Genomic DNA, 25,040 nt, shown 5'->3' on the forward strand with positions numbered 1-25,040 from the left:
CTCGCTCCCACAGGTTTTGTGGCTTGACTGACTTGTTTGCGCTACCCGATCACTGGGCCGCCGGGTAATCGACGACCTGGGTCTCGATGTTGCGTTTCTTCGCCCGCACCAGCGCCGCCGTGATCTGTTCCTGCTTGGCCTCGGCTTCGGCCTGGGAAGCCAGGGGCCCCACCAACACCCGCTCCTTGCCATTTTCCCGCACCACGGTCGACATGAAGCTGTGCTCGATGAGCCATCCGGTCAGGTCGCTGATCGCTTGCGGGGTCTCGCCTCGCACCTCGACGGCCCATTGCGGCGCGGCAGCGGCGGCCGGTACGGAAGTCGCGGCCGGTTTCGGCTTCGGTGTCTCGGCGTCACGCCCTTCACCGCACCCAGCCAGCATCAATACCGCGATAACCCAAGCCAATTTGCGCACAACGTTTCCCCTGGAAGACATGAGGCGTGGATTTTAACACTCACATCCGCCAAGAACCCCGCGAACGACGCTCAAAACACGAGAATCCTGCCCGACGTCTCTGTATAGTCGCACCCTGGGAATTCGCTCTGGGAATTAATGCTACGTCTGCACGTCAGAAAGAGGCACCCACAGTGTGACACTTAGCACTAATCTATAAGCAGTACCGACATCTGCACTGTCTGAATCAGGTGCCCTATAAAGCAATCAAGGAGAACACCATGCTGATACTCACCCGCAAAGTCGGTGAAAGCATAAACATTGGTGACGACATCACGATCACCATTCTGGGCGTTAGCGGCCAACAGGTCCGGATCGGCATCAACGCCCCGAAGAACGTCGCGGTGCACCGCGAAGAGATCTACCAGCGTATCCAGGCAGGCCTGACCGCCCCCGACAAGCCGCAAACGCCCTGAGCCTTGCAGCAGTCCGTAGCCAGCCCGTTTGCATCGCCGCAATGGCTGGCTAAAGATTCCGGCCGATCGAGCCTGCCCTGCGTCACCCCCGCCCTTTGATTGTCATCCAGCCCGTGAACCGATACTAATGGCATGGCTTGCAGCATGGCTGTCAGACGTTTCGTTTTAATGGCGGTGAAGCAGGCGCCCTTCAGCCCAGGCCTACGCCCCGCGCCATGCCGGTGGCCGCGACCACCATCAACACCAGCAGCAAGGCTTCGATGTGGCTGATCCGGGCAAACCGGCCGGCCCGCGAAGAATCGACGGCCGCGCCCTTGCCCAGGGCCATCCGCCACTTGACCAGGGTGATCATTGGCGCGATTTCCAGTAACAGGATCAGCAGCAACAGCGTCATCTTCAGGTGAAACAGCGGTTGGTGCAGGTAGTAGTCCGTCCCTTTTTCGAACCCCGCGAACGCCCGCATCCCGCCCGTCACCAGCAACACCAGCGCGGACAGGCCCCAGACGTTATCCGCCACCAGCACATTGCGAACCGCATCGGCGCCGCCCGCCACACGGCGCAGTGCCGTGCCACGGGCCAGCACCGCCCAGAAGCCCAGTGCGAAGGCCAGCAGATGAATGGCCGCGAGAGACCAATGAGCCAACATGGCGAGGTACCTGTCAGTGAACGTCGGATCGACCTGACAGTACTAGCTCATAAAACAATGATTGCCAGGCGGGCCACAAAAAAATGTGGGAGCGGGCTTGCTCGCGAATGCGGTGTGCCAGTCAATGATTAATCACTGACACGCCGCTTCGCAAGCAAGCCCGCTCCCACGGGGATTGCGCGCTCCGAGAGATCTCAGTCCGCCAATCGCCAGGTCGTCCCGCCCTTCCCGTCTTCCAGCACCACGCCCATGGCGGTGAGCTGGTCGCGGATGCGGTCGGATTCGGCCCAGTCCTTGTTGGCCCGCGCGGTGAGGCGCGCCTGGATCAATGCCTCGACCTCGGCAGCGTCCACGCGGCCTTCGGCACCGGCCTGGAGGAAGTCGTCGGCTTCGAGCTGCAACACGCCCAGCACGCTGGCCAGTTCCTTCAGGCGTGCCGCGAGGCCCGCCGCCGCATCGAGATCGCTCTCACGCAGGCGGTTGATCTCGCGCACCATCTCGAACAGCACCGCGCAGGCTTCCGGCGTGCCGAAGTCGTCGTTCATGACTTCGGTGAACCGCGCCACGAACGCTTCGCCACCGGCGGCAGGCACGCTCGGCAGGCCTTTCAACGCATGGTAGAAACGCTCCAGGGCGCCCTTGGCGTCCTTGAGGTTGTCTTCCGAATAGTTGATGGCGCTGCGGTAGTGGCTCGACACCAGCAGGTAACGCACGACCTCGGGGTGGTACTTGTCGAGCACGTCGCGGATGGTGAAGAAGTTGTTCAAGGACTTGGACATCTTCTCGCCGTTGATCCGGATCATGCCGCAATGCATCCACGCGTTGGCGTAGGTCTTGCCGGTGGCCGCTTCGCTCTGGGCGATCTCGTTCTCGTGGTGCGGGAACTCCAGGTCACTGCCGCCACCATGGATATCGAAGGTCTCGCCCAGGCAGCAGGTGGACATCACCGAGCATTCGATGTGCCAGCCCGGACGACCCTTGCCCCAGGGCGAATCCCAGTTCGGCTCGCCCGGCTTGGCGGCTTTCCACAGCACGAAGTCCAGCGGGTCCTGTTTCGACTCGTCGACCTCGATGCGCGCGCCGATGCGCAGGTCTTCGATCTTCTTGCGCGACAACTTGCCGTAGCCCATGAACTTGGCGACGCGGTAGTACACGTCACCATTGCTCGCCGCGTACGCATACCCCTTGTCGATCAAGGCCTGGATCATGTCCAGCATGCCCGGGATGTAGTCCGTGGCCCGCGGCTCCAGGTCCGGCTTGAGGATATTGAGGCGCGCCTCGTCCTCGTGCATGGCCTTGATCATGCGCTCGGTCAGCGCGTCGTAGGGCTCGCCGTTCTCGCGGGCACGGTTGATGATCTTGTCTTCGATGTCGGTGATGTTGCGCACGTAGGTCAGGTCATAACCGCTGTAGCGCAGCCAGCGGGTCACCAGGTCGAAGGCGACCATGCTGCGGCCGTGCCCGAGGTGGCAGTAGTCGTACACAGTCATCCCGCAGACGTACATGCGCACCTTGTTGCCATCCAGCGGCTTGAAGACTTCTTTGCTCTTGGTGAGCGTGTTGTAGATCGTTAGCACAGGGTTTCCCTTAAGACTTGATCACTGACCCCAGGAATCACGCAAGGTCACGGTACGGTTGAATACCGGAGCACCGGGTTTCGAGTCCTTGATATCCGCGCAGAAGTAGCCTTCGCGCTCGAACTGGAAACGGTCTTCCGGCTGTGCGTTGCCCAGCGAGGGTTCGGCACGACAACCTGTGAGGACTTGCAGGGAGTCAGGGTTGATGTTGTCCAGGAAACTGGCGCTGTCTTCGGCCTTCTCCGGGTTCGGCGAACGGAACAGGCGATCGTACAGGCGCACTTCGCACTCGACGCTGGCGGCGGCCGGCACCCAGTGGATCACGCCCTTGACCTTGCGCCCTTCCGGGTTCTTGCCCAGGGTCTCGGGATCGTACGAGCAACGCAGCTCGACGATGTTGCCCTCGGCGTCCTTGATGGCTTCGTCGGCGCGGATCACGTAGCTGCCGCGCAGGCGCACTTCACCGGCTGGCTCCAGGCGCTTGTAGCCTTTTGGCGGCGCTTCCATGAAGTCGTCGCGGTCGATGTAGATCTCCCGGGCGAACGGCAGGACGCGCACGCCCATGTCTTCCTTCGGGTGGCATGGCAGCTCGAGGTTCTCGACCTGGCCTTCCGGGTAATTGGTGATCACGACCTTCAGCGGACGCAACACGCACATGGCACGCGGGGCGCTGTGGTCGAGGTCGTCACGGATGCTGAACTCCAGCATGCCGAAGTCCACCACGCCGTCGGAACGGTTGGTGCCGACCATCTCGCAGAAATTGCGGATCGATTTCGGCGTGTAGCCACGCCGGCGGAAGCCCGACAGGGTCGACATGCGCGGGTCGTCCCAGCCGTTGACGTGCTTCTCGTCCACCAGTTGCTTGAGCTTGCGCTTGCTGGTGATCGTGTAGTTCAGGTTCAGGCGGCTGAACTCGTACTGGCGTGGATTGGCCGGCACGGGCAGGTGCTCGAGGAACCACTCGTACAGCGGACGGTGGCTTTCGAACTCCAGGGTGCAGATCGAATGGGTGATCCCTTCGATGGCGTCCGACTGGCCGTGGGTGAAGTCATAGTTGGGGTAGATGCACCACTTGTCACCGGTCTGGTGGTGATGGGCGTGGCGGATGCGGTACATGATCGGGTCGCGCAGGTTCATGTTCGGCGAGGCCATGTCGATCTTGGCGCGCAGCACCCGTGCGCCGTCCGGGAACTCACCGGCGCGCATGCGGGCGAACAGGTCGAGGTTCTCCTCGACGCTGCGATCGCGGAACGGGCTGTTCCTGCCCGGCTCGGTCAGGCTGCCACGGTATTCCTTGGCCTGCTCGGGGGTCAGGTCGCAGACGTAGGCGTTGCCGGCCTTGATCAGCTCCACCGCCCAGTCGTGCAACTGGTCGAAATACTGGGAGGCGTAGCGCACTTCACCGGACCACTGGAAACCCAGCCACTTGACGTCGCTTTCGATCGCGTCGATGTATTCCTGGTCTTCCTTGGCCGGGTTGGTGTCGTCGAAACGCAGGTGCGTGACGCCACCGAACTCCTCGGCCAGGCCGAAGTTCACGCAGATCGACTTGGCGTGGCCGATGTGCAGGTAGCCGTTGGGCTCCGGCGGGAAACGGGTGACGATCTGTGTGTGCTTACCCGAATCCAGGTCCGCCTGGATGATCGGGCGCAGGAAATTGACCGGCACGGCCGGGCCGGTCTTGGAATTCGAGGTAGGGTCGACAGTGGGCTTGCTCATAGGATCCTTGAACAGACAAGTGCGCGGCCGGGTGCGGCCTGATAAATCAAAGCCCGTATCATAGCCGATGCTGTCAAGCACCTGACAGGCCAGGCCGGCAAACGATTGAATTTAATCGACGACCCGATGAAAAACAGCCTCGAAATTCGTGCCCGGCGCGCTAAACTGCCCAGCCTGGCCGATCATGGCCGGACCGGTTGCGGGCCCCACAGCCCCGAAACCCACGAATTCCTAGAAAGAGTAGCGATCATGAGCAAAGTCAAACTGACCACCAACCACGGTGACATCGTTCTGCAACTGAACGCCGAGAAGGCGCCGGTTACCGTTGCCAATTTTGTTGAGTACGTCAAAGCCGGCCACTACGAAAACACGGTTTTCCACCGTGTCATCGGCAACTTCATGATCCAGGGCGGTGGTTTCGAGCCAGGCATGAAGGAAAAGAAGGACAAGCGCCCGAGTATCAAGAACGAAGCCGACAACGGCCTGCCGAACAAGAAGTACAGCGTCGCCATGGCCCGCACCATGGAGCCGCATTCGGCCTCCGCGCAATTCTTCATCAACGTGGCTGACAACAGCTTCCTGAACCACAGCGCCCCGACGGTACAGGGCTGGGGCTATGCCGTGTTCGGCGAAGTGATCGAAGGCACCGACGTGGTCGACAGCATCAAGGGCGTTTCCACCACGTCCAAGGCTGGCCACCAGGACGTCCCGGCCGAAGACGTGATCATCGAGAAAGCCGAGATCATTGAGTGATATTGCTGATTTCAGATTTGCATCTGGAAGAGGAGCGCCCGGACATCACCCGGGCGTTTCTGGATTTACTCGCGACACGCGCCCGCTCGGCGCAGGCGTTGTACATCCTGGGCGACTTCTTCGAAGCCTGGATCGGCGACGATGCCATGACGCCCTTCCAACGTTCCATCTGCCAGGCCCTGCGCGAACTGAGCGACAGCGGCACGGCCATCTTCCTGATGCACGGCAATCGCGACTTCATGCTGGGGCAGGCCTTCTGCAAGGCGGCCGGCTGCACCCTGATCAAGGACCCGAGTGTCGTGCAGTTCAACGGCGAGCCGGTGCTGCTGATGCACGGCGACAGCCTCTGCACCCGCGACGAAGGCTACATGAAGCTGCGTCGCTGGCTGCGCAACCCGGTCACGCTGTTCATCCTGCGCCACCTGCCCCTGGGCAGCCGGCAAAAACTGGCGCGCAAGCTGCGCAGCGAAAGCCGCGCGCAAACGCGGATGAAAGCCAACGACATCGTCGATGTCACGCCCGACGAAATCCCGCGGATCATGCAGCAGTATGGCGTGCAAACCCTGATCCACGGCCACACCCATCGTCCCGCCATCCACAAGCTGCAACTCGGCGAACAAGCGGCCAGGCGCATCGTGCTGGGGGACTGGGACAAGCAAGGCTGGGCGTTGCAGGTGGACGAGCAGGGCTTTGCGCTGGCGCCATTTGATTTTGGTCATGCGCAATTGGCGCTGCCAGGGACTTAGAGCATACGCAGGTCCCGCGGGAGCGAGCCTGTGGGAGCAAAGCTTGCTCGCGACGAACGATGACACGGTCTTGCATTTGAAACCGTGTCGCCTGCATCGCGAGCAAGCTTTGCTCCCACAGGCTTGCTCCCACAGGCTCGCTTCCACAGGGACTGCGCTCGAATCAATGACCGCTGGCGGCAGGCCCCGCCTTCGCCGCAAACGGCGGCTTCGCCAGCCACACCAACACAATCAGCCCCATGAACGCCCAGCCCAACAGCGTGAAGTAATCCACGGTGGACAGCATGTACGCCTGGCTGGTGAGGATATGGTCCAACTGCGCGTAAGCCGGTGCGCTCGCACCGCCCAACTGGTCGAGGGCCGCGCGGGTGCTTGGCTCGAACGTGCTGATGTGCTCACTCAGGTAGGCATGATGCAGGTCGGCCCGGCGGATCCAGATCCAGGTGGTCAGCGACGCCGCGAAGCTGCCGCCCAACGTCCGCAGGAACGTCGCCAGCCCGGCACCGTCGGCAATCTGGTGCGGCGGCAGGTCCGACATCAGGATGCTCAGCGTCGGCATGAAGAACAGCGCCACGCCGATGCCCATGAACAACTGCACGAGGGCGATGTGCTGGAAGTCCACTTCGTTGTTGAACCCGGCCCGCATGAAGCAACTCAGGCCAATGGCCAGGAACGCCAGCCCGGCCAGCACGCGCAGGTCGAACCGGTGGGCGTACTTGCCGACGAAGGGTGACATCAATACCGGCAGGATACCGATGGGCGCCACCGCCAGCCCGGCCCAGGTGGCGGTGTAGCCCATCTGGGTCTGGAGCCATTGCGGCAAGATCAGGTTGATGCCGAAGAACCCGGCGTAGCCACCCACCAGCACGATGGTGCCGATGCGAAAGTTGCGATAGGCGAACAGCCGCAGGTTGACCACCGGATGACTGTCGGTCATCTCCCAGATCACGAACACCGCCAGGGCGATCACCGATATCAACGCGCCGATGATGATGAAGTTCGATTCGAACCAGTCCAGGTCGTTACCCTTGTCGAGGATCACCTGGAGTGCGCCGACACCGATGATCAGCGTGATCAACCCGACGTAGTCCATCGGCTGGCGGCTGATGACCACGGGACGTTCCTTGAGCTGTTGGCGCACCACCATCGCCGCGAAGACACCGATGGGCACGTTGATGAAGAAGATCCACGGCCAGCTGTAGCTGTCGGTGATCCAGCCGCCCAGGATCGGCCCGGCGATGGGCGCCACCACCGTGACCATCGCCAGCAACGCCAGGGCCATCCCGCGCCTGGCCGGCGGGTACACGGCGATCAGCAAGGTCTGGGTCATCGGGTACAACGGCCCGGCCACCAGGCCCTGGAGCACGCGAAAACCGATCAGCTCGGGCATCGAGGTGGAGATACCGCACAGGAAAGACGCGAGCACGAACAGCATCGTCGCCCACAGGAACAGCTTCACTTCGCCAAACCGCCGGCTCAGCCAGCCGGTCAGCGGCAGCGCGATGGCGTTGCTCACCGCGAACGAAGTGATCACCCAGGTGCCCTGCTCCGAGCTCACCCCCAGGTTGCCGGAAATGGTCGGCAAGGCGACGTTGGCGATGGTGGTGTCGAGCACCTGCATGAACGTCGCCAGCGACAGCCCGATGGTACTGAGCAACAGGCTGGGCGGTGTGAAGGACGCGTTATTGCTCATTGCGAAATCCTATGAAGCGAAGGTGGCGAAATCCCTCAGGACAAGCCCCTGTGGGAGCGGGCTTGCTCGCGAAGACGATTCCACAATCAACATCTGCGTTGGCTGATCCTGCGCATTCGCGAGCAAGCCCGCTCCCACAGGGTTCGGCACCCTCCTGCAAATGCACAGATCCTGCGGACAGCGTTCAGCGCTGCACCGTCTTGCTCGCCGCGGCGCTGTTTTCGTGGATCAACCGGGCGATCATCGCGTCGGCGTCGGCCAGTTGCCGGTCGTAGACCTGGGTGCTGAAGGTGGCCTTCTGCGGGGGCTGCTGGGCCAGGACCGGGCCACTCTGGTCGTGCAGGTTGACGTTGACCACGGTCGACAGGCCGATCCGCAGCGGATGGTCGGCCAGTTCCTGGGCATTGACATGGATCCGCACCGGCACCCGCTGGACGATCTTGATCCAGTTACCCGTGGCGTTCTGCGCCGGCAGCAGGGCAAACGCGCTGCCGGTGCCGGCGCCAAGGCTGTCGATCGTGCCGCTGTACTTCACGTCGCTGCCGTAAAGGTCGGTCTCGATCTCCACGGGTTGGCCAATGCGCATGTCGCGCAGCTGGGTCTCCTTGAAGTTGGCGTCGATCCACAACTGGTCCAGCGGGATCACCGCCATCAACGCCGTCCCCGGCTGCACCCGTTGGCCCAGTTGCACGGTGCGCTTGGCGACGTAGCCGGTGACCGGCGCGATCAGGGTGCTGCGGGCATTGGCGAGGAACGCCTGGCGCAGTTGCGCGGCGGCCGATTGCACGTCGGGATGGGACGACACCACGGTGTCATCCACCAGGGCGCTGGTGGTCTTGAGCTGCTGCCGGGCGTTGGCCAGGGCATTTTGCGCCGAGGTCAGGTCATCGCGGGCGTGGGACAGTTCTTCCTGGGAGATCGCCCCGCCGGCCGCCAGGTTGCGACGCCGGTTGTAGTTCTCCTGGGCCTTCTGCACCTCGGCCTCCTGGGCGTTGACCTGCGCCCGCATGCCGTCGACGTTGCTGTACAAGCCCCGCACCTGGCGCACGGTGCGGGCCAGGTTGGCCTGGGCACTTTGCAGCCCGACTTCGGCATCGTTCGGGTCGAATTGCACCAGTATCTGGCCTTCGCGTACCAGGTCCCCGTCGTCGGCACCGATGCTCACCACGGTGCCGGTGACCTGCGGCGTGATTTCCACCACGTTGCCGTTCACATAGGCATCGTCGGTGCTTTCATTCCAGCGCCCGTACAGTTCGTGCCAGGCCCAGACGCCCAGGCCGCACAGTACGACGATGGCCGCGACGGCCAGCAGCATGACCTTGCGCTTGCGCGGGTTACCGCTGTCCTGCGGGTTTTGGGAGGGTTGCGTAGTGTCGGCAGTGGCCATGACAAATACCTCGAATCAGTTGTTCGGCGCAGTGGAGGCCGGGGTGGCCGCAGCCAGGGCCTGGGGTTCGAAACCGCCGCCCAGGGCTTGCATCAGCTGGATCGACAAGTCGATCTGCTCGGCATTCAGGTTCGCCAGTTGGCGCTGGGCCTGGAGCAATTGCTGCTCGATGCTCAGCACGTCCAGGTAATTCCCGATGCCCGAGCCGTAGCGCTGGACCACGGTGTCGTAGGAGCTTTGGGCGATATCGGTGGCATGTTGCTGGGCACCGATCTGGCGGGCGATGTCACGCAACTGGTTGATGGTGTCGCTGACATCCCCCAAGGCCTTGACCAGGCTTTTGTTGTACTGCGCCACCGCCAGGTCGTAGTCGGCATCCCGGGCATCCAGGTCGGCGCGCAAGCGTCCGCCGTCGAAGATCGGCAGCGACACCGTCGGCGCCACGTTGAAGAAGCGGCTGGGCGAGCCGAACATCGCATCGCCCAACAGCGACCGGACTCCCGCCGCCGCGCTCAGGTTGAGGTTGGGGTAGAAGTTGGTCTTGCCGGCCTCGATGTCCTTGCTCGCGGCCTCGACCCGCCAACGGGCGGCCACCAGGTCGGGGCGACGGCCCAGCAACTCGGCCGGCAGGTTCGACGGCAAGGCGACCGCGCTCGATTGCAGCACGTTGGGCCGGGCGATTTCATTGCCCCGGTCCGGGCCCTTGCCCAGCAGTACCGCCAGGGCGATCTTGGCGCTTTGCAGGCGTTTCTCGGCGTCGATCAAGGTGGCATCGGCGCTGGCTTCCAGGCTTTCGGTCTGCTGGAACTGGTATTCGCTGTCGATCCCGGCGCTGAGCCGGCGTTTGCTCAGGTCGAGCATCTGCCGGGTACGCTTGAGGTCTTCCGCCGCCAGGTCATGAATGATGTGGGCCTGGCCGAGGTCGCTGTAGGCCCGGGCCACGTCGGCGGCCAGGGTCAGTTGCGCGGCCTGGCGATCGATCTCGGCGGCACGGGCCTGGCCCAGGGCGGCTTCCCAGGCAGCCCGCTGGCCGCCCCAGAGGTCGAAGTTGTAGTTGAAGTCCACGCCCAGGGTGCGCAAGGTGCTGTAGGCACCGCCCTCGCCTGTTGGGTCTTCGTCGCGGGACAGGCGCGAACGGCTGACGCTGCCGCTGGCATCCAGGGTCGGCAGGCGCGCCGCGTTGGCCGCGTAGGCGGCGGCACTGGCCTGATGCACCCGGGCGCTGGCGATCTGCATGTCCGGGCTGTCGCGCAGGGCTTCACGGATCAGGCCGTCGAGTTGCGGGTCGCCGAGGCTGGTCCACCAATCGCTTTTTGGCCACGCGGCCGGCGACAACCTGACACCGTTCAGCGATTGCCCGGCCTTGAGGCTCTGGGCCTCGAGGCTGACACCCTCGGTCTTCAGGCCACTGTAGCTGGCGCAGCCGGCCAGGCTCATGGCGAGCAGCACCAGGCTCAGGCGGGTACGCAAGGTCTTACGCTTCATTGGGCCCCCAATCGCAACACGGTGATGGGATCACCGGCGGCAAGCAGAATTTTCTTGAGAATTCGTTCGAGGGTTTCCAGCTCCTCGCGGCTGATGGCGCTGGCCAACTGGTTCATCGCGTCGGCACCGATCACCGGCAGGCGATCCGCCAACGCCCGGCCGGCGTCGGTCAGGACCAGCAGCACCTGCCGCCGGTCGTCCACCGAGCGCTGGCGAGCGAGGAAACCTTTCTGTTGCAGGCGGTCGAGCATGCGGGTCATCGAACCGCTGTCCAGGGACAGGTAGCGACACAGCTCGGCCGGCGTGTCGATACCGTGCTGGGCCATGATGATCAACACCTTGAACTGCGCCGCCGTGATGCCGACCGGTTCCATGTGGGTATCGATGATCCGGTCCTTGAGCAGCGCGGCACGCCCGAGCAGCAAGCCGAGATGACACTTGTGGAATTCGTCTGGGGTGAAATGCTTCATCTGGACACCGTTTGCTGCCTAGGCAGTTAATGTATGTCGAGATATTACTGCTTAGGCAGCAAATGTCAACAAAATAGTTAGCTTGCTATACATGCCCAGACAGAGGCGCAAAAATGTGGGAGCGGGCTTGCTCGCGAACGCGGGGTGTCAGTCAGCAAATCGCCAACTGATACACCGCGTTCGCGAGCAAGCCCGCTCCCACAAGTGCCTTGGAGAAGGGTTAGAAATCGCGCTTGTAGAAGATGTCCAGGGAACTGGCGACGCCGCTGGCGGCTTCGAGGTAGACCTTCTTGCTGAGCTTGTAGCGCAGGGCGATGGTGTTGGCCGGTTCGAACACGCCGACGCCGTAGCGCAGGCTGAGTTTTTCCGAGAGATTGCCGCTGGCGACCACGCTGGTGGTGTCGCCGCTGCCCTGGGTGTCGAGCTGGAAGTCGCTGATGCCCAGGTTGTTGGCCAGGCTGGTGGTCACCCCGGAACTGCCCATCAGGCCCAAGCCCAGCGCCGCCTGGGCGAGCATGTTGTTGTCCTCGCCCGTGGTGCTCAGCGGCCGGCCCAGCACCAGGTAGGACAGCGCCTGCTCCTGGCTCATGGCCGGCTCCGAGAAGATCTGCGTGGTCGGCTGCTCGGCACTGCCGCTCAAGCGAATGCCGGCGATCACGTCATCGGTCTGGCGGATCGCCTCGATGTCCAGGTAAGGCTGGTCGATCGGCCCGGCGAACAGCAGCCGCGCGCGCCGTACCGTCAGCCGTTGGCCATAGGCCCGGTAGCGGCCATCGTTGAGCCAGAGTTCGCCGCGGGTGTCCAGGTTGTCGCCGATGTGCACCTGGCCCTGGACGTTGGCGGTCAGGCCAAAGCCGGAAAACGCGAGTTTGTCCTGGCCGACGATCACATCGATGTCCATCGCCATGGCGATCGGCGGCTTGCCCTCCTCGGTCTGGTGGCCGACGATCACCGTGTCATCCGAGACCTTGACGGTGGACGGCGGCAGCTCGCGAACGGTGATCTCGCCCTTGGGCACCAGGACCTTGCCGGCAATGGCCAGGCGCTCGCCATGCAGGGTGATGTCGAGGTCCGGCGCCACGTCCAGCACCGCATACGGTTCGACCGTGACCGGCAAGTGCGAGCCCTTGAGCGCCAGGTTCATGCTCAAGGCCTGGCCCCAGCCGATTTCCCCGGTTAGGCTGCCCTGCCCGTCCTTGCCGCTTTTCCAGTCGCCCTCGAGCCGCACCGTTTCGCCGGCAATCATCGCGCGCAGCCGCAGGGCTTCGAGGCTGACCGGCAGTTCGGGCCCGGACACTTCGCCATCGCTGAGCACCAGGTTGCCGTTGACCTGGGGCGCCAGCAAGCCGCCGGACAACGTCCCGCTGCCGTTCAGGTGCCCGGTGAGGGTTTCCACCATCGGCACGAACGGCCGGGCCACGGACAGGTCCAGGCCGGTCAGGCGGAACGAGCCGCTCAGGGGTTTGCTGGCCGGCAGCGGATTGATCTGTGCCTGGACCATCAGCTCGCCCAGCCGCGCGCCGACGAAGTTCAGCTGGGTGTCGATGCGCTTGGGGGTCAGGCGACTATCGAGGGTCAGGGTCTGGTAGGGGAAGTCCAGCCACGGCGCCTGGTCGCGGTCCTTGTCGCGGATCCGTAACGTGCCGCCACTGGCGTCCACCAGGATCCGCCCGTTCGGGCCGCTGGCCGGCAGGTCCAGTTGCAGGTCGGCATTGAGCTGGCCCTGCCAGGCGAAATCCTTGGGCATCCACTGGGCCAGGCTTTCGATGGGGAACTGCTTGAGGCGATAGCGCAGCTTCGGCTCCGGCATCAGCCGCTGGTCTTCGCCACACAGGCTGGCCGGGCCGGAGCGCCAGCAATGGGCGCCGACATTGAGCGTGCCGTTGGCCAGGCGCTCCAGTTTCGCCGGGGCTTGCAGGCGCCAGGCCTGGCCACCGGCCTGGACCGCGCCGCTGGCCAGGCGTCCGCGCCAGTTGCCCTGGTCGAGTGCGCCATCCAGTGCCAACGTCGTGTCGAGTTGCGGCCCTTGCAAGTCCAGGGTGAGTGTCTGTTGCTTGATATCGCCCTGCCCGCTGACGGTCAGCACGCCCAGCGCCGTGTCGCCGGCATGGATGCCGCTGGCCTTGAGGTCGACCTTGCCCCGCTGCGTGCGGTCAAGGGTGGCGTCCAGGTTCAGGCTTTGCAGGCGGTTGTCCTGGAACGCCAGTTGGGTGCCTTGCAGGCCGAGCTTGCCCTGGGGCGCCTTGAGCGTCCCGGCGACGTCGACGCGACCCATGACCTGGCCACGTAATTGCGGCCAGAGCTGGGCCAGGCGCGAGAGCCTGATATCAATCTGGCCGGTGAGCGCCTGTTGCAGGCTGCCAGTGCCGTTGATGCGGTTATCCCCCAGGCGGATGTCCAGCGCGCTGAGTGTCCACTGTTCGCCAGCGCCGCTGGCCCGGGCCTGGAGCAGCGCCGGCTGGCCCCGCAGCTTGCCCTTGAGGTCCAGGTCCGCGTCGAGGTCGAGGCGGCCGTTGTTGATCGATCCCTTGCTGCGCAAGGGGCCCGCCAGGGTGCCAGGCAGTTCGCCGAGCCAGTACGCCGGGTTGATGGCCGACAGTGCCAGGGCAGTGTCCCAGGCGATGCCCTCGGCAAATTGCAGGTCCAGGTGCCCTTCGGCCTTGCCCTGGCCGGCGATGAGTTGAAGTTGCGGCAGATGGATTTGCTTCAGGTCGCCGCTGAACGGGCTGGCCAGGCTGAAGGCTCCGGCCGGTCCGTCCAGCGCGGCCTGGAAGTGACCGAGGTAGCTGCCGTCGGTGTACGAGACTTCGCCGTCGAAGCGGCGCACGCTCACTTGCGGCTCATCGATCAGCGGATAAAGCCGATGCCAGGGAAAATCCACCCAGGCGACCTTGGCGTCTGCGCTCAGGCCTTTGCGCCAATCCACCTGGCCGCTGAGCTTGAGGCTGTGCTGCTCATCAGCCGCCAGGTCCAGGGCGGCGATCTGCGCGCCGTTGGCGTCCACCGTGCCTTGCAGCAACAACGCCACGGGACCTTTCTCGGCGGGCAGGGTCGCCTTGCCGAGCAGTCGATAACCGTTTTCCAGATCGCCCTCGCCGGTCAGTTCGACCTGGTTGAGCAACAGGGTATCCGGCAGCCCGGCGCTGGCCTTGAAGCCGTCGGCGGTGACCCGCACCTTGGCCGGCAGGTGGTCGGCCAGCGGCTGCAACTCGCCGACCAGGCGACCTTGCAGGTAGCCGCGGCTGTCGGCGCTGAGGTTGAGGGTCTTGAGCAGCTCGCCGTCGACGTTCAGGTCCAGGGTCCATGGCATGTCCCCCGGAGCGGGCAAGGTCAACTGGCCGGCGGCCTTCAGCGGCCAGTCACCGCCGGGTTTCAGCAGGCCGGAAAGCTGCAGGCTCAGTTCGTCGCGCTGCAATTGCACCGAGTCGATCTGCAAGCCGGCGGCCGTCCAGTGGGCGACCAACTGCAACCCCTTGAATTGCTCGCTGCCATTGAAGTCCAGGCGCCCGACCTGCACGTCCCCCAGCTCGATGGCCACCGGCAGGTCCAGGTCCGGCAAGCTGATCGGGCCGCTGCTCGGTTCATCGATGGACGGCGGCAGTTGCAGGCTGATCCGGTCGGCCTTGAGCTGCTCGATACACAGGGTCAGGCGCGTGAGGCACAGCGGCGACCAGGCGAAGACCAGCCCATCGATCTCCAGCCGACGGCTGTCCTGTTGCCACAGCAGATGATCGGCGCTCCATTGCCCACCCAGCCGCCCCTGGAAATGCTCCACATCCAACCCCGGCACCAGGCCCAGGGCCCAGCGACTGCCGAACGCGCTGCCCAGGATGATGCCCAGCGCCAATACCACCACCGCCAGCAGCGTACCCAGCGCCAGCAGCGTTATTTTCACACCACGACTCACAACTCAGGCCCCATGGAAAAGTGCAATCGAATGCCGCCTTCGTCGTCCAGCGCATGGGCCAGGTCGAGGCGGATCGGGCCCACCGGCGACACCCAGCGCACGCCAATGCCCACGCCGGTCTTGAGGCTCGGCAACTCAAGGTTGTTGAACGAATTGCCCTGGTCGACGAAGGTCGCCACCCGCCATTTCTGCGCAACCGAATACTGGTATTCGAGACTGCCGGCCACCATGTAGCGGCCACCGATGCGATCGCCCTCGGCGTTCTCCGGCGACAAGCTCTGGTAATCGTAGCCGCGCACGCTCTGGTCGCCGCCGGCGAAGAAGCGCAGGGACGGCGGGACGGATTTGTAGCCATTGGTGGCGCTGCCACCGACCTGGGCGCGGGCCAGCAGGCGATGTTTGTCGAACACGGTGGTCAGGCCCTTGACCATCGCGGTGCCGTAGACGAGGTTGTTGTCCGAACCCAGCCCCTCCTTGGCGACCTTGGTCTCGAACTGCAAGCGGTAGCCGTTGTGCGGGTCGATGCGGTTGTCGCTGCGCAGGTAGGAATAGCTGACGCCCGGCATCAACAGCGTGCTCAAGCCCGAATCGTCGCCCAGGCGGTATTCTTCGCGTTGCCATTTGAGCGACACCACCCGCTGCCAACCACTGGGCAACTTGCTGTGCCATTCCGGGCCGAGGGTCAGCAACTTGCTGAGGGTGTCGGTGCCGGCCAGTTCTTCATATTGATAGCCGCCGGCGTAGCGCAGCTTGTCGGTCAGCGGCGGGTCCAGCGGCACGTCGTACCACAGGCCGACGTTCTGCCGAGGCGCCGAGACCTCGGCCTCCCAGCCATAACTGTGACCTTGGGGGTTGACCCAGTGACGCGTCCAGTTGGCCTTGGCCCGCGGGCCGACGTCGGTGGAAAAGCCCAGGCCCAGGCCCATGGTGCGTGGCCTGCGGGTGTCGAGCCTGACGGCCACCGGGATCACGTTATCGGTGGCGGCGGTAGGCGCCGCGTCGACCCGCACGCCTTCGAAATAGCCGCTCGATTGCAGGGCCTGGTTGAGTTCGGCAATGAGTTCGGAGTCGTAGGGCGTGCCCGCCTTGAACGGCACCATGCGTCGCAGCAGGTCCTCGTCGAACGGCGTGTCGCCTTCGAAACTCACCGGCCCCAAGGCGTAGCGCGGGCCGCTGTCGTAGACCAGCTCGATGTCGGCGACACCGGCCTGGGGGTCCACCGACAATTGTTGGCGGGTAAAGCGCCCACTGAAAAAACCGTAGCGCGAAGCCTGGTTCTGGATCAGGCGCTTGGCGTCTTCGTAGCGACCGTGGTTGAGCACCGCCCCGGGCTTGAGGCCGGGGTTGTCCGGCAGGCGAAAGCCCTTGAGGGATGCCGCCGGGCCATCGATGCGCAGGGTCACGTTGCGCAGGTGCACCGGCTCGCCGGGATCGATGCTCAGGACCAGGCGCGGATCCTTGCCACCCTTGACCTCGCTGTCGATCCGCGGCTGGTAGTAGCCCAACGCCTGGGCGGCCTTGCGGGCCTGCTCCTCGGCACCGCGACTGAAGCGCAGCAGCGCGTCCTCGTCACGATCGCCCACGCCGCCGATATAACCTTCTACGTTGGCCTTGAGTGCGTCGTTGGCCGGCTTGACCCGTACCTCCAACTCACTGTTTGCCAGCGCCGCGCAGCTGAGGGACAGCATGAGCACGCCGCTGGTCATTCTTCCTGAAACATTCATGGCGCGGATGCTATCACGGGCTTGGGAGCCTGATAGAGCCAGACTCGTCCTGAAAGTTCGTCCGATCAAGCCGTTGCGCTATGCAGGACCTGCGGATTGGCGTGGAAAAACACGTGCTCGCGGATCGGTCCGACGGCGATCTCGCCGATTTCCTCATAGCCCTGGCGCTTATAGAACGCCAGGTAACGCGGGTTGCCGGTGTCCAGCACGACGCCTTGGGAATGCTCGTCCACCGCGCACCAATTGTGCACGGCCGTGAGCAACTGTTCGCCATAATGCTGGCCCTGGAACTGGGGGTGAATGCCCAGCAACGGCAACACATGGACCGCGTCCGACGGCAGGCAGGCCGTCACCGCCGCGTGGTACTCGAGGTAGCGCCGGGTGCAGCGAAATCCCGTGCTCAACACCATGCGCAAACGCCAGGCCCAGCTTTCGGTGATGCCCAGGCGCCGCTGGGGCGGTGCGATCAAGGCGATGCCGATCAGCCGATCGTTGACCAGCAAGCCGATGGCCGGCAGGTCCTGGAGGAAATGCTGCTTCACCAACTCCCGCACCGTCGCCCGCACCCGCTGTTCATAGCCGGGACGCTCGGATTCGAACAGGAAACTGAAGGTCGGCTCGTGGCGATAGGCCTGGTACAGCAACGAACGGGCTTCGCGGGAATAACCACTGTCGAGCATATGGATGTCGGCGATGGCGGTTTCAGGCATGGCGTTGGATCTCCTCTGGGCTCGGTGAGGCCCAGCGCTTATGAGTACGAACCTGATAGGGTCGTGATCGTTCCTACCTGCAAAGGACATTAGCAGTGCATTTGTCCTACTGCCACGCTGGCCCCCGTCCTACATGTCAGCTAGCATCGCAGTTTTGCCAGGACAGCCGACCATGAAGATCGTCTCCTTCAACATCAACGGGCTGCGGGCCCGTCCTCATCAGCTGGCGGCGCTGATCGACAAGCACCAACCGGACGTGATCGGCCTGCAGGAAACCAAGGTTCACGACGAACAATTCCCCCTGGCCGAGATCCAGGCCCTGGGTTACCACGTGCATTACCACGGGCAGAAGGGCCACTACGGCGTCGCCCTGCTCTCCCGCCAGCCGCCACTGAGCCTGTACAAAGGGTTCGAGGGCGACGACGAAGACGCCCAGCGGCGCTTCATCTGGGGCACCTTCGCCGACGCCAACGGCGTGCCGGTGACGATCATGAACGGCTATTTCCCCCAGGGTGAAAGCCGCGACCACCCGACCAAATTCCCCGCCAAGGCACGGTTCTACAGCGACCTGCAGCAACTGCTGGAAAGCCGCTTTCGCAACGACCAGCCGGTGGTGGTGATGGGCGACGTGAACATCTCCCCGGAAGACTGCGACATCGGCATCGGCCCGGACAACATGAAGCGTTGGCTGAAAGCCGGTAAATGCAGCTTCCTGCCGGAAGAACGCGAGTGGATGGCCCGGCTGAAGAATTGGGGCCTGGTGGACAGCTTCCGGCACCTGAACCCGGCCGTCACCGACCGATTCAGCTGGTTCGACTACCGCAGCCGCGGCTTCGAGGACGAACCCAAGCGCGGCCTGCGCATCGACCTGATCCTCACCTCCCACGGCCTGCTGCCACGGGTCAAGGATGCCGGCGTCGACTATGAACTGCGGGGCATGGAAAAGCCGTCGGATCATGCACCGATCTGGCTGCAGTTGAGCTGAATCCAACGCATCCACACAAACCCTGTGGGAGCAAAGCTTGCTCGCGATACAGACGCCCCGATTTAACGGCGGGATCGTGTCATCGTTCATCGCGAGCAAGCTTTGCTCCCACAATACACTGCTCCCGCATCACTCTGCTGCGCCTGGCAAGTCGCAACCCTGTCACCTTTCAGTAACCTGACTGACTTAATCTTCCGGCACTTCCTCGGCTTCAGAAGGTGCCGGCATGCGGCTGCGCGTTGTCTTTTTCATCGGCTTCTGGCTGCCGTTCCTGGCATCGGCCGACAGTTTGCCCATACCCGAACAGGGCCCGGCCCTGCGCCTCCAAGGCTCCAATACCATCGGCGCGGCGTTGGGGCCGGCATTGGTCAAGGGCTTGATGGAGGATCAGGGCCTGCTCAAGGTCAGCGCCGAAATCACCGGCCGGGACAACGAGCAGCGAATCGTCGGCCAGACCGCCGACGGCCAGCGAGTGGAAATCGACATCGCCGCCCACGGCTCCAGCACCGGGTTTGCCGCCCTCAAGCAGGGCAACGCCGAGCTGGCCGCCTCGTCCCGTCCCATCAAGGACAGCGAATTGAAGGAACTGTCGTCCCTCGGCGACCTGAAAGGTCCCGCCGCCGAGCAGGTCATTGCCATTGATGGCCTGGCGATCATTCTCCATCCGCAAAACCCGCTGCGTCAGCTCGATACCCTGCAACTGGCGCGGATATTCAGCGGCGAGGCGAAGACCTGGGAAGCGGTGGGCGTCACTGGCGGGCCGATTCATTTGTATGCCCGGGATGAACAGTCCGGCACCTACGACACCTTCAAGGACCTGGTCCTCAGCCGTCAGGGAAAACGACTGGATCCTTCAGCCCGGCGCTTCGAGTCCAGCGAACAGTTGTCGGATGCGGTCAGCCAGGATCCGCTAGGCATCGGCTTCATCGGTTTGCCCTACATACGCCAGGCCAAGGCGCTGGCGATCGTCGACGGCGACTCGCAACCCATGTTGCCGTTGAACCACCTGATCGCTACCGAAGACTATCCCTTGTCCCGTCGGCTGTTTTTCTATTTGCCTCCTCGGGATACCAACCCGTGGGCCACGGCACTGGTTGAGTTCGCCCAAAGCGACCAGGGCCAGGCCATCGTCGCGGCCAACGGATTCATCGCCCAGACCGTCCAGGCCATGGCCGTCACACCCAACGCCCTGATGCCCGAGGGCTACCAGGCCCTGAGTCGCCATGCCCAACGCCTGACCGTGAATTTTCGCTTCGAAGAAGGCAGCGCCAACCTGGACAACAAGGCCCATCAAGATCTGGGCCGAGTGCTCGACTACATCCAGAAGCACGGCAAGACCGAACGCCGCGTGACCCTGGTGGGTTTTGGCGATGCCAAGGACGACCCGGCGCGGGCCGACCTCTTATCCAAACTGCGGGCCATGGCGGTGCGGCGCGAACTGGTCAAGTACGGCGTGACCCTGCGCGAGGTACGCGGCTTCGGCGCGCTGATGCCGGTGGCGGCCAACAGCGAGGATGGGGGGCGGATCAGGAACCGGCGGGTGGAGGTCTGGGTTTACTGAACCTGGTCAAGCGGCGCAACACAAATTCCTGTGGGAGCAAAGCTTGCTCGCGATGCAGGCACCTCGGTTCGCCAGGAGACCGCGTCATCTTCATCGCGGGCAAGCTTTGCTCCCACAGCGTGGACTGACCTCAAAAGCCTGGATGTTTACCTCATTATTCTTGATGTAGGACCGAACGCCCTCACCTTGCGCCATTGCCTACAACTACGCCAGAATCCGCCGGCTTGTGCGCCTGGAGGCCCGGCTCTATCGTTTTCCGGTCGCTGACGAATCAGCGATCGGGTTTGGTAGCCCGGGTAAAACTAAGGCGCACGGCTTCGGCATATTTATTATGGCGGCTGTGCGCGGGGCGCCCTCGTGGCGCGCTGGGTTTGCCTTGGTACCCGGTCTACCAACCTGCGTACAGCCGCCACCCAATGTTTGGTAGCAAAAGGTTGCGGCTCCAATAACCAAGGAGTTTCATCCATGTTCAAGCCAACACCGAATCCACCGGATACCGATCCAACATCAAAAGCGTTCGACAAAGCCGCCGACCGCGCCCTCGACTACTACCTCAAGCCCAAAGCCACCCAAACCGAGGCTGATCCCGGCCAACTCTTCACGATTGTCAACGGTGTCGACACCGAATCCCTGCTCGCCAACCTCAGCGAAACCCTGGCCTCGGCCAATGCCATGCTTAGCGATCTGGCTTTCGATCTGGAAGGCTCAAGGCGCCACATCGCGCTGGGTATCCACCAATTGATCGAGTTGAGTGGGCAGATGGCAAACCGCGTTCTGGACAACGTCGAAGCGCGCTAGGTGGCTCACCCAAATAACTTGTGGCGAGGGAGCTTGCTCCCTCGCCACAAGAGCCTGCGTATCCTTAAAGAATGGGGCTGCGCGTTACCGCCCCGCCAACTCCATGATCATCCGCGACAACAGATAAACCCGCGGCACCACGCTTTCCACTTCGGCGTATTCCTCCGGGGTGTGGATGTTGCCGCCGACGATGCCAAACCCGTCCAGCGTCGGCGTGCCGACCCCGGCCGAAAGGCTGGCATCCGCCGCGCCGCCGCTGCCCTCTTCGGTGAGCTTGCGTCCCAGTTCGCCATAGATGCCCTGGGCCATGGCCATCAACCGGTCCGACTCCGCCGTCTGTGGCATCGGTGGCAGGCCGCGCTTGAGGCTGGTGGTGACCTCGGTGTCGGCGATCAACTTGTCCTGCGACACCCGCGCCAGGTCTTTTTCGATGCGGTCGAATTCTTCCGGCACCGCCGCCCGCACGTCGGCCTTGGCGCTGGCGTGGTCGGGAATCACGTTGGTCCGATCGCCAGCGTCGAGCACGGTGAAGTTGATGGTGGTTTTCTTTTCCGCATCGCCAAGCTTGCCCAGTTGCAGGACCTGGTGCGCCGCTTCCATTGCCGCGTTGCGCCCCAGCTCCGGCGCCACCCCGGCGTGGGACGCCTTGCCCTTGACCTCCAGCAACGCCGTGGCACTGCCCTTGCGCCACACCACCAGGCCATCCGCCGGGCGGCCCGGTTCCAGGTTGAGGGTCACGTCATGGGCCTTGGCGGTTTTCTTGATCAGGTCGGTGGCGGCGTCCGAACCGGTTTCCTCGCTGGCATCGAGCAGGAAGGTGATCTGCGCGTAGTTCTTGAAATCGAGGTCCTTGAGGATCTTCAAGGCGTAGACCCCGGCGACGATGCCGCCCTTGTCGTCCATCACCCCCGGCCCGTAGGCCCGCCCATCCTTGATATGGAAAGGACGCTCGGCGGCCGAGCCTTCCTTGAACACCGTGTCCATGTGGGCCATCAGCAGAATCCTGGCCTTGCCGCTGCCCTTGAGTGTGGCGAGGATGTGCTGGGTGCCGTCCGAGTTCGGCACTTTCTCGATGGTGGCGCCCAACTTCTTCAGCTCCTCGACGGTGATATCGCCGACCTGGGTCAGGCCCGGCACATACCCGGAACCGGAGTCGATATTGACCAGCCGTTCCAGCAGTTTCAGGGCCTCGCCCTTGTACTGTTCGGCGTGGGCCAGGACCTGCTGCTGGGGCTGCGCGAGGGCGACGGGCGACAGGGCGCCAAGGGCCAGGCTCAGGCCGAGGCTGACGGCCAGGCGGGTGCGAAGAGCGGTCATCGTCATGATTTCATCCTTGTTCCGTAGCGAAAGGTGCACGGGCACCCTACCCGACTCTGGCCCGAGGCTCCAGTGACCCGCGCCCCAGGGGCCGGCCCCCGCCCAAGGGCGCCAGGTTTTTTTATTCGTCTCGAATACTGGGTAAGCCGCCGATTTTGGCTATACATGACAAGGGTCCGGCATATTCCGAGGAAGGAGGCCCATGCGCAGTTACCAGGTGTTGATCATCGGCAGTGGGTTTGGAGGCCAGTGCGCGGCGGTCAATTTGCTGAAAGAGGGAATCGAGGATTTCCTGATACTCGAGCGCCGGGACTTTTTCGGTGGCACCTGGTGCCAGAACACCTACCCCGGCGCGGCGGTGGACGTTCCCTCGCCCCTGTATTCCCTGTCCTTCGCCGCCTATGACTGGCGGCAGATGTTCGCCGGGCAGGACGAATTGCAGCGCTACACCCAGGACGTGATCGAGCGCTTCAAGCTGCGGGATAAAGTACAGCTGGGAACGAATGTCGAGCGAGTGACATGGGACGACGACGCCCGGCAATGGGTGGTCCAGACCCATCGCCAGGTCTATCGCGCGCAGTTCCTGATCAATGCCACGGGGCCCCTCAGCCAACCGGTGATCCCGGCGTTCGAAGGCCGGGAGCGCTTCCAGGGCAAGGCCTTTCATACCAACCATTGGGACCACGCCTACGACCATCGCCACAAACGCGTGGCCATTGTCGGCAGCGGCGCCAGCGCCGCCCAGGTGATTCCGGCCATCGCCCCGCAGGTCGAGCACCTGCACGTGTTCCAGCGCACGCCCCATTGGGTGCTGCCGCGTCCCGACCGCACGTTCAATCGCTTCGAGCGTTGGCTACTGGGCCTGGCGCCGATGCGCACGCTGTTGCGCTGGTCGATCTACTGGCAATTCGAGACCCGGGTGATCGCCTTCAAATATTCACGGCTGGCGGTGCGCATGGTCCAGCGCAAGGCATTGAAGCGACTGCATCGCCAAGTGCCGGACCCGCACCTGCGCCAGCGCTTGACCCCGGACTACCTGATCGGCTGCAAGCGCGTGATCCTCTCCAATACACTTTACCCGGCCCTGTGCCGGCCCAACGTCAGCGTGCACGGTCGCGAGCAAGGCATCGCCGCCCTCGACGAGACCGGCATCATCATGCGGGACGGCCAGCACATCGAGCTGGACCTGATCGTCTGGTCGACCGGCTATGACGCCACCGACGGGGTGATTTCCTACCCCGTGACCGGCAAGAACGCCACCGAGCTGCGCACCGTATGGGACCCGTATCCCCGCGCCTACCTGGGCACCAGCCTGCCGGGCTTTCCCAACCTGTTCATCGTGACCGGGCCCAACACCGGCATCGGCCACACCTCGGCGCTGTTCATCATCGAAGCGCAGATGAACTACATCCTCGACTGCATCCGCACGCTGAAGCGGCAAAACCTGCGCAGCGTCGAAGTGCGGCCGGACGCGGAACGACGCTACACCGAGATGATCCACCGGGAAATGCAGCGCACCGTGTGGAAATCCGGTGGCTGTCACAGCTGGTATCAAAGCAAAAGCGGTCATGTGATCGCGATGTTCCCGGGTTTCAGCTTCACTTATTACTGGTTGACCCGTCGCCTGAAGCCGGCGGATCACATCCTGTCGTAACCCATGGAGGGCGTGACATGCTGGTGTTGTGGGTAGTCCTTGCCGTGTTTATCGCCTGGAGCTGGTTGACGTATCCGGGCATTGGCCATGTGCTGTATGACATGAGCATGGCCCTGGAGGCGCGACTCTACCGGTTGCACAAGATCACCGTGCCCATCAGCGAGATGACCGTGTCGACCTGGCAGGGCGGGCCCTATGAAGCCTCCGGGAGCATCCTGATGCTGCATGGCTACAGCGCCGACAAGAATCTGTGGCTGCGCTTCGCCCGGCATTTCGTCGGTGACTACCGGGTGGTGATCCCCGACCTCGCCGGCCATGGCGAGACCGGCTTCAAGGCCGGCGGCGGCTACGACATCCCGACCCAGGCCCGGCGCGCGATCGAGCTGCTCGATGCCTGCGGCCTGGACAAGGTCCATGTGATCGGCAACTCCATGGGCGGCCACCTCGCCGCATGGCTGGCGGCCACCTACCCCGAGCGCGTCTCGACCCTGGCGCTGATCGACCCCGCCGGCGTCACCGCCCCCGAGCCCAGCGACATGGAGCGTCACCTGGCCGCCGGGCACAACCCGTTCCTCGTGCACTCGCGGGATGAATTCGCGCCGTTCTACGCCATGACCATGGCCTCGCCGCCCTGGGTGCCGAGCGTGGTGCTGGCGGCATTGGCGCAACGCTACGAGCAGCGCCGGGATGAACTGGCGGAGATCTTCGTCGACTTTCGCGCCAGCCCGCCGATGGAGCCGCACCTGAGCGACATCCGCGCACCGTCGCTGTTGCTCTGGGGGCGCAAGGACCGGCTGATCGACGTCAGCAGCGTGCCGGTGTGGAGCAAGGGCATCGCCGACCTGCGGGTGGAAATCTGGGACGGCGTCGGCCACATGCCCATGGTCGAGAAACCGGGAAAAACCGCGGCGTTGTACCGGGCATTCCTCAAGGGCCTGGGACAGTAGCGGCGCCACGGGATCAGTCCCTGGCAGAATGAAGTCCTGAAGATTCTTCGTTTGTCGGCACCGACGAAGGCTGCGATCTTTCGTGCAACTT

The 25,040-nt window shown here is 63.8% G+C and carries 20 protein-coding genes; 8 read left to right on the forward strand and 12 right to left on the reverse strand.

The features are described from left to right. Positions 1 to 49 precede the first annotated feature (49 nt). Entirely contained in the window at positions 50 to 415 is a 366-nt protein-coding gene (locus tag Q6A48_RS08895; protein ID WP_304553645.1) for an SPOR domain-containing protein, read from the reverse strand. 260 nt (positions 416 to 675) lie between these two features. On the opposite strand from Q6A48_RS08895, the gene csrA reads away from it, so the two are divergent. Continuing rightward, positions 676 to 870, forward strand: a complete 195-nt coding sequence (gene csrA, locus Q6A48_RS08900; protein WP_003179932.1) for a carbon storage regulator CsrA — start codon at positions 676 to 678, stop codon at positions 868 to 870. A gap of 190 nt (positions 871 to 1,060) precedes the next feature. Here csrA and Q6A48_RS08905 read toward each other — a convergent pair whose 3' ends face one another. The 3 genes from Q6A48_RS08905 to Q6A48_RS08915 all read right to left on the reverse strand — a co-directional run bounded on the left by Q6A48_RS08905 (position 1,061) and on the right by Q6A48_RS08915 (position 4,812). Next, entirely contained in the window at positions 1,061 to 1,516 is a 456-nt protein-coding gene (locus Q6A48_RS08905) for a DUF2214 family protein (RefSeq protein ID WP_304553655.1), read from the reverse strand. A gap of 194 nt (positions 1,517 to 1,710) precedes the next feature. Continuing rightward, a complete protein-coding gene (gene cysS, locus Q6A48_RS08910) occupies positions 1,711 to 3,093 on the reverse strand; it encodes a cysteine--tRNA ligase (RefSeq protein ID WP_304553657.1) in 1,383 nt (460 codons plus the stop codon). Positions 3,094 to 3,114: 21 nt separating this feature from the next. Then, positions 3,115 to 4,812, reverse strand: coding sequence for a glutamine--tRNA ligase/YqeY domain fusion protein (locus Q6A48_RS08915; RefSeq protein ID WP_304553659.1), 1,698 nt, complete (start codon positions 4,810 to 4,812; stop codon positions 3,115 to 3,117). A 249-nt stretch (positions 4,813 to 5,061) separates the two neighbouring features. On the opposite strand from Q6A48_RS08915, the gene Q6A48_RS08920 reads away from it, so the two are divergent. Then, positions 5,062 to 5,565, forward strand: coding sequence for a peptidylprolyl isomerase (locus tag Q6A48_RS08920; protein ID WP_304553660.1), 504 nt, complete (start codon positions 5,062 to 5,064; stop codon positions 5,563 to 5,565). Beyond that, positions 5,562 to 6,311, forward strand: a complete 750-nt coding sequence (locus Q6A48_RS08925; protein ID WP_304553661.1) for a UDP-2,3-diacylglucosamine diphosphatase — start codon at positions 5,562 to 5,564, stop codon at positions 6,309 to 6,311. Before Q6A48_RS08920 ends, Q6A48_RS08925 begins: the two co-directional genes overlap by 4 nt. Positions 6,312 to 6,474: 163 nt before the next feature. Here Q6A48_RS08925 and Q6A48_RS08930 read toward each other — a convergent pair whose 3' ends face one another. The 7 genes from Q6A48_RS08930 to Q6A48_RS08960 all read right to left on the reverse strand — a co-directional run bounded on the left by Q6A48_RS08930 (position 6,475) and on the right by Q6A48_RS08960 (position 17,687). Beyond that, positions 6,475 to 8,004 carry a DHA2 family efflux MFS transporter permease subunit gene (locus Q6A48_RS08930; RefSeq protein ID WP_304553662.1) on the reverse strand — a complete coding sequence of 510 codons (1,530 nt, stop codon included), beginning with the start codon at positions 8,002 to 8,004 and terminating at the stop codon, positions 6,475 to 6,477. Positions 8,005 to 8,188: 184 nt separating this feature from the next. Beyond that, on the reverse strand, positions 8,189 to 9,391 hold the full coding sequence (locus tag Q6A48_RS08935) for an HlyD family secretion protein (protein ID WP_304553663.1): 1,203 nt from the start codon (positions 9,389 to 9,391) through the stop codon (positions 8,189 to 8,191). Positions 9,392 to 9,406: 15 nt separating this feature from the next. After that, the gene (locus Q6A48_RS08940) at positions 9,407 to 10,876 is read right to left on the reverse strand and encodes an efflux transporter outer membrane subunit (RefSeq protein ID WP_304553664.1); all 1,470 of its coding nucleotides are present in this window, start codon (positions 10,874 to 10,876) and stop codon (positions 9,407 to 9,409) included. Beyond that, positions 10,873 to 11,346, reverse strand: coding sequence for a MarR family winged helix-turn-helix transcriptional regulator (locus tag Q6A48_RS08945; protein ID WP_304553665.1), 474 nt, complete (start codon positions 11,344 to 11,346; stop codon positions 10,873 to 10,875). Before Q6A48_RS08945 ends, Q6A48_RS08940 begins: the two co-directional genes overlap by 4 nt. A gap of 220 nt (positions 11,347 to 11,566) precedes the next feature. Further along, the gene (locus Q6A48_RS08950) at positions 11,567 to 15,253 is read right to left on the reverse strand and encodes a translocation/assembly module TamB domain-containing protein (RefSeq protein ID WP_304553666.1); all 3,687 of its coding nucleotides are present in this window, start codon (positions 15,251 to 15,253) and stop codon (positions 11,567 to 11,569) included. After that, positions 15,250 to 16,977, reverse strand: a complete 1,728-nt coding sequence (locus Q6A48_RS08955; RefSeq protein ID WP_304553668.1) for an autotransporter assembly complex protein TamA — start codon at positions 16,975 to 16,977, stop codon at positions 15,250 to 15,252. Before Q6A48_RS08955 ends, Q6A48_RS08950 begins: the two co-directional genes overlap by 4 nt. A 65-nt stretch (positions 16,978 to 17,042) precedes the next feature. Then, positions 17,043 to 17,687, reverse strand: a complete 645-nt coding sequence (locus tag Q6A48_RS08960) for a GNAT family N-acetyltransferase (protein ID WP_304553669.1) — start codon at positions 17,685 to 17,687, stop codon at positions 17,043 to 17,045. Positions 17,688 to 17,859: 172 nt separating this feature from the next. On the opposite strand from Q6A48_RS08960, the gene xthA reads away from it, so the two are divergent. The 3 genes from xthA to Q6A48_RS08975 all read left to right on the forward strand — a co-directional run bounded on the left by xthA (position 17,860) and on the right by Q6A48_RS08975 (position 21,031). Continuing rightward, positions 17,860 to 18,672, forward strand: coding sequence for an exodeoxyribonuclease III (gene xthA, locus Q6A48_RS08965; RefSeq protein ID WP_304553670.1), 813 nt, complete (start codon positions 17,860 to 17,862; stop codon positions 18,670 to 18,672). Between the two features lie 226 nt (positions 18,673 to 18,898). Then, positions 18,899 to 20,233, forward strand: a complete 1,335-nt coding sequence (locus tag Q6A48_RS08970; RefSeq protein WP_304553671.1) for a substrate-binding domain-containing protein — start codon at positions 18,899 to 18,901, stop codon at positions 20,231 to 20,233. 465 nt (positions 20,234 to 20,698) lie between these two features. Next, positions 20,699 to 21,031 carry a DUF6124 family protein gene (locus Q6A48_RS08975; protein WP_304553672.1) on the forward strand — a complete coding sequence of 111 codons (333 nt, stop codon included), beginning with the start codon at positions 20,699 to 20,701 and terminating at the stop codon, positions 21,029 to 21,031. A gap of 84 nt (positions 21,032 to 21,115) precedes the next feature. Here Q6A48_RS08975 and Q6A48_RS08980 read toward each other — a convergent pair whose 3' ends face one another. Further along, on the reverse strand, positions 21,116 to 22,354 hold the full coding sequence (locus Q6A48_RS08980) for a M20/M25/M40 family metallo-hydrolase (protein ID WP_304553673.1): 1,239 nt from the start codon (positions 22,352 to 22,354) through the stop codon (positions 21,116 to 21,118). Between the two features lie 196 nt (positions 22,355 to 22,550). On the opposite strand from Q6A48_RS08980, the gene Q6A48_RS08985 reads away from it, so the two are divergent. After that, positions 22,551 to 24,002: a flavin-containing monooxygenase gene (locus Q6A48_RS08985; protein ID WP_304553675.1), complete on the forward strand. Its 1,452-nt coding sequence runs from the start codon at positions 22,551 to 22,553 to the stop codon at positions 24,000 to 24,002. Between the two features lie 17 nt (positions 24,003 to 24,019). Continuing rightward, positions 24,020 to 24,949, forward strand: coding sequence for an alpha/beta fold hydrolase (locus Q6A48_RS08990; protein ID WP_304553677.1), 930 nt, complete (start codon positions 24,020 to 24,022; stop codon positions 24,947 to 24,949). Positions 24,950 to 25,040 lie beyond the last annotated feature (91 nt).

The organism is Pseudomonas citrullilanati, assembly GCF_030580855.1.
In the GTDB taxonomy this organism is placed as follows: domain Bacteria; phylum Pseudomonadota; class Gammaproteobacteria; order Pseudomonadales; family Pseudomonadaceae; genus Aquipseudomonas; species Aquipseudomonas citrulli.

Excerpts from the sequence above, each read along its gene's own strand:
- csrA (WP_003179932.1), top strand. The coding sequence starts at position 676 with ATGCTGATACTCACCCGCAAAGTCGGTGAAAGCATAAACATTGGTGAC.
- Q6A48_RS08905 (WP_304553655.1), bottom strand. The coding sequence starts at position 1,516 with ATGTTGGCTCATTGGTCTCTCGCGGCCATTCATCTGCTGGCCTTCGCA.
- Q6A48_RS08915 (WP_304553659.1), bottom strand. The coding sequence starts at position 4,812 with ATGAGCAAGCCCACTGTCGACCCTACCTCGAATTCCAAGACCGGCCCG.
- Q6A48_RS08920 (WP_304553660.1), top strand. The coding sequence starts at position 5,062 with ATGAGCAAAGTCAAACTGACCACCAACCACGGTGACATCGTTCTGCAA.
- Q6A48_RS08930 (WP_304553662.1), bottom strand. The coding sequence starts at position 8,004 with ATGAGCAATAACGCGTCCTTCACACCGCCCAGCCTGTTGCTCAGTACC.
- Q6A48_RS08935 (WP_304553663.1), bottom strand. The coding sequence starts at position 9,391 with ATGGCCACTGCCGACACTACGCAACCCTCCCAAAACCCGCAGGACAGC.
- Q6A48_RS08940 (WP_304553664.1), bottom strand. The coding sequence starts at position 10,876 with ATGAAGCGTAAGACCTTGCGTACCCGCCTGAGCCTGGTGCTGCTCGCC.
- Q6A48_RS08945 (WP_304553665.1), bottom strand. The coding sequence starts at position 11,346 with ATGAAGCATTTCACCCCAGACGAATTCCACAAGTGTCATCTCGGCTTG.
- Q6A48_RS08955 (WP_304553668.1), bottom strand. The coding sequence starts at position 16,977 with ATGAATGTTTCAGGAAGAATGACCAGCGGCGTGCTCATGCTGTCCCTC.
- Q6A48_RS08960 (WP_304553669.1), bottom strand. The coding sequence starts at position 17,687 with ATGCCTGAAACCGCCATCGCCGACATCCATATGCTCGACAGTGGTTAT.
- xthA (WP_304553670.1), top strand. The coding sequence starts at position 17,860 with ATGAAGATCGTCTCCTTCAACATCAACGGGCTGCGGGCCCGTCCTCAT.
- Q6A48_RS08970 (WP_304553671.1), top strand. The coding sequence starts at position 18,899 with ATGCGGCTGCGCGTTGTCTTTTTCATCGGCTTCTGGCTGCCGTTCCTG.
- Q6A48_RS08975 (WP_304553672.1), top strand. The coding sequence starts at position 20,699 with ATGTTCAAGCCAACACCGAATCCACCGGATACCGATCCAACATCAAAA.
- Q6A48_RS08980 (WP_304553673.1), bottom strand. The coding sequence starts at position 22,354 with ATGACGATGACCGCTCTTCGCACCCGCCTGGCCGTCAGCCTCGGCCTG.
- Q6A48_RS08985 (WP_304553675.1), top strand. The coding sequence starts at position 22,551 with ATGCGCAGTTACCAGGTGTTGATCATCGGCAGTGGGTTTGGAGGCCAG.
- Q6A48_RS08990 (WP_304553677.1), top strand. The coding sequence starts at position 24,020 with ATGCTGGTGTTGTGGGTAGTCCTTGCCGTGTTTATCGCCTGGAGCTGG.